The following is a 3,337-nucleotide window of genomic DNA, read 5'->3' on the forward strand; positions in this document are numbered from 1 at the left end:
CATATCCCCCTTTTTTGAATGGTGAATTTGATAATGAGGCAATTCTCGCCCTAAATCCGGATATTATACTTGTTTCACCATTCAAAAAAGGGGGATATGATGCGATTCGAAACCTGGATATACCATTAATTAGTTTTTTAGGATATAAAGAAAGTTCTCCTTTGGGACAGGCTGAATGGATTAAGTTCATTGCTATGCTATTAGGAATAGAAGAACAAGCCAATAAACAGTTTGACGATATAGAAAACAAGTATAATAAATTAAAAGCATTGTCTGCTTCTGTTTCAAAACGTCCTACTGTATTGAGCGGTGAGTTACATTCGGGTAACTGGTATGTAGTTGGAGGAAACAGCTATCTCGCACAGCTATTCAGAGATTCAGGAGCCGATTATTTTATGAAAAATGATAACGAATCCGGAGGTTTTTATGTCGATTTCGAAACTGTTTATTCGCAGGGAGCAAATACTGACTATTGGCGGATGGTGAATAGCCACGATGGAACATTCACTTACGATGCTTTGAAACAAAGTGATGCTCGATATGCAGATTTTAAAGCTTTTAAGGATAAAAAGCTTATATATTGTAATCTGCGAGAGAAACCTTTCTATGAAAATACTCCTGTAGAGCCCGAAGTAGTTTTAGCCGACTTGATAAAGATATTTCATCCATCATTTTTGCCGGAACATATTCCTGTTTATTACGAATTACTTAAATAAATGAAACGTCCCTTGATAGTTTTTGCACTGATTTCTACCTCTATACTAGTTTTCTTCATTCTGAATCTGGTATTGGGCACAATTTCCATACCAGTGGGTTCCGTTTGGAATATTCTATTCGGAATAAAGGAAGAATCTATAATCTGGGAGAATATTATCTGGAGATCCCGTTTCCCTCAAACCATCACAGCCTTAGTTGCTGGCGCCGGATTATCCATTAGTGGATTACAGATGCAGACACTATTTCGCAATCCTTTAGCCGGACCGTCCGAACTAGGGATTAGCTCTGGTGCAAGTTTGGGTGTAGCTTTTATTATCCTGCTTTCAGGTAGTGTTGGAGGAACGGCACTGATCAAGATGGGATTGTTTGGCGAGATAGCAATATCTATAGCGGCAGTAGCAGGTGCTTTGGCTATAATGATTATCATTATAACTATTTCTCGGTTTGTAAGAGGAAACGTTATCCTACTTATTATCGGCGTTATGATAGGGTATATTTCAACAGCTATTATTGGAGTTCTGAAATTCTTTAGTAACGATGAAGATGTAAGAGCTTATGTAATATGGGGCTTGGGTAGTTTTTCTAAAGTTTCAGGTAATCAAGTGTATACTTTTGTAGGCATCATGATTGTATTAATACCTCTTTCATTCCTATTGATAAAGACTCTCAATCTGATACTTTTAGGCGACGGCTATGCACGTAACCTTGGATTGAATGTAAAACAAGCCCGGCTCTATGTTATTGTTTGTTCGTGCATCATTACTGCTATCGTAACAGCTTACTGCGGGCCTATCGTTTTTTTGGGACTGGCTGTACCTCACCTGTGCAGAACTATTTTTGTTTCATCCGACCATCGGATACTCATGCCTGCTGTAACCCTTACTGGTGCTTCTCTGGCTCTGTTTTGTAATTTGGTGGCTCGTATGCCGGGATTCGAAGGGGCATTACCTATCAATTCGGTAACAGCATTGATTGGCGCACCTATTGTGATTTCCGTCTTATTCGGTAAACGCAAAAATGAAGTCAGTTAAAGTTATGCATAAGAAAAAAAAGACAATAGAGCTAAAAGACCTTGCTATAGGTTATTCATCACAAAAGAATATAAAGGTGATAGCCGAACATATAACTTCTGATATATGCAGCGGAGAACTTACCTGCCTGTTGGGTGCAAACGGTATTGGCAAATCTACTTTGTTGAGGACGCTAACCGCCTTTCAACCCAAATTGTCGGGTGATATCATTATTCATGGGAAAAAAGTAGAGGAATATTCTGAAAAAGAGCTAGCGACATTAATTGGAGTCGTATTGACTGAGAAATTCGAAATAAAAAATATGACATCTTATCAACTAATTGGGCTAGGAAGAAGTCCATATACTGGTTTCTGGGGAAAGTTAGCGCAAGAAGATAAGAAAAAGATAGAAGAGGCTATTTCGCTCGTAAAAATAGAAAATCTATCTGAGCGAATGGTTGACACACTAAGTGACGGAGAGCGCCAAAAAGTAATGATTGCTAAAGCTCTTGCACAGGAGACTCCGATTATTCTTCTGGATGAACCTACTGCATTTCTCGATTTTCCAAGCAAAGTAGAACTGATGCAATTATTACATCAGTTATCTCGCAAAACAAATAAGACAATCTTCTTATCTACCCACGATCTCGATCTGGCTTTGCAGATAGCAGACAAAATATGGTTGATGGATAGTGAACACGGGATTCAGATAGGTACTCCCGAAGACTTATCTTTAGATGGAAATCTGAGTAACTTCTTTGCTCGCAAAGGCATTGTATTTGACCAATATACAGGTTTGTTTAGAGTAGAGAATGATTTTAACAAGCAAATAAAGGTTATAGGGCATGGGCAAATATATGCTATGATCCGTAAAGCTTTTTTACGAAATGGGATTTTAGCTTCACGTGATATTGAATCTGACTTATCTGTCGAAATTAAGGAGAACAGCATTTTACTGTACAAACAGGATCAATTACCTATAGCAATTACAAGTATAGAAGAACTCTTAAACCAGATCATGATATGATACTTATATTCGGAGGAACGACAGAAGGCCGTAAAGTGGTCGCCGTTTGTGAAAGTGCAGCCAAGCATTTCTATTATTCAACTAAAACCAAATCACAGAAAATAGAAACAACACATGGCACTCATATTACCGGAGGTTTAGATGAGAAAGATATAATCGATTTTAGCAAAGAGAAAACTATAAAGCTGATTGTAGATGCCGCACATCCTTTTGCAGAAATATTGCATCAGAATATAGCAAAAGCATCTCGAGAATTGAATATCCCGGTTGTCAGATATGAACGTAACTATCCCAAACATGAAAAAGATTTGCTTTGGTTCGAGTCCTATAATGAAGGTATTGAATATCTAGAGAAAAATAATATAGATAATTTGCTTGCCCTAACCGGCGTAAATACTGTCGCTAAACTAAAACCCTACTGGCAGAAGCATAATTGCTGGTTCAGAATATTAGATAGAGACGAATCACGCTCTATTATCCAGAAAGAGAGTTTCCCTATAGAACAAGTTTTATATTATCAACAAGGTGAAGATGAAACCTTACTCTTTGAGAAGTTTAAACCTCAGGCAATTATAACAAAAGA

General features: G+C 37.7%; 4 protein-coding genes. All 4 read left to right on the forward strand.

The window, feature by feature from the left end:
* On the forward strand, positions 1-716 hold a 716-nt coding region (locus LDB17_RS00080), incomplete at its 5' end, for an ABC transporter substrate-binding protein (protein WP_393924814.1).
* The gene (locus tag LDB17_RS00085; protein WP_252637370.1) at positions 717-1,748 is read left to right on the forward strand and encodes an iron ABC transporter permease; all 1,032 of its coding nucleotides are present in this window, start codon (positions 717-719) and stop codon (positions 1,746-1,748) included.
* 4 nt (positions 1,749-1,752) lie between these two features.
* Positions 1,753-2,754, forward strand: a complete 1,002-nt coding sequence (locus LDB17_RS00090; protein ID WP_252637372.1) for an ABC transporter ATP-binding protein — start codon at positions 1,753-1,755, stop codon at positions 2,752-2,754.
* Positions 2,751-3,337 (forward strand): precorrin-6A/cobalt-precorrin-6A reductase (locus LDB17_RS00095; RefSeq protein WP_393924815.1); only part of this gene is annotated, 587 nt, incomplete at its 3' end. The genes LDB17_RS00090 and LDB17_RS00095, both read left to right, overlap by 4 nt.

This window comes from Dysgonomonas sp. Shenzhen-Wh21, from assembly GCF_043392705.1.
GTDB lineage: Bacteria > Bacteroidota > Bacteroidia > Bacteroidales > Dysgonomonadaceae > Dysgonomonas.

Coding starts and splice junctions, on each gene's coding strand:
- LDB17_RS00090 (WP_252637372.1), top strand. CDS start 1,753: ATGCATAAGAAAAAAAAGACAATAGAGCTAAAAGACCTTGCTATAGGT.
- LDB17_RS00085 (WP_252637370.1), top strand. CDS start 717: ATGAAACGTCCCTTGATAGTTTTTGCACTGATTTCTACCTCTATACTA.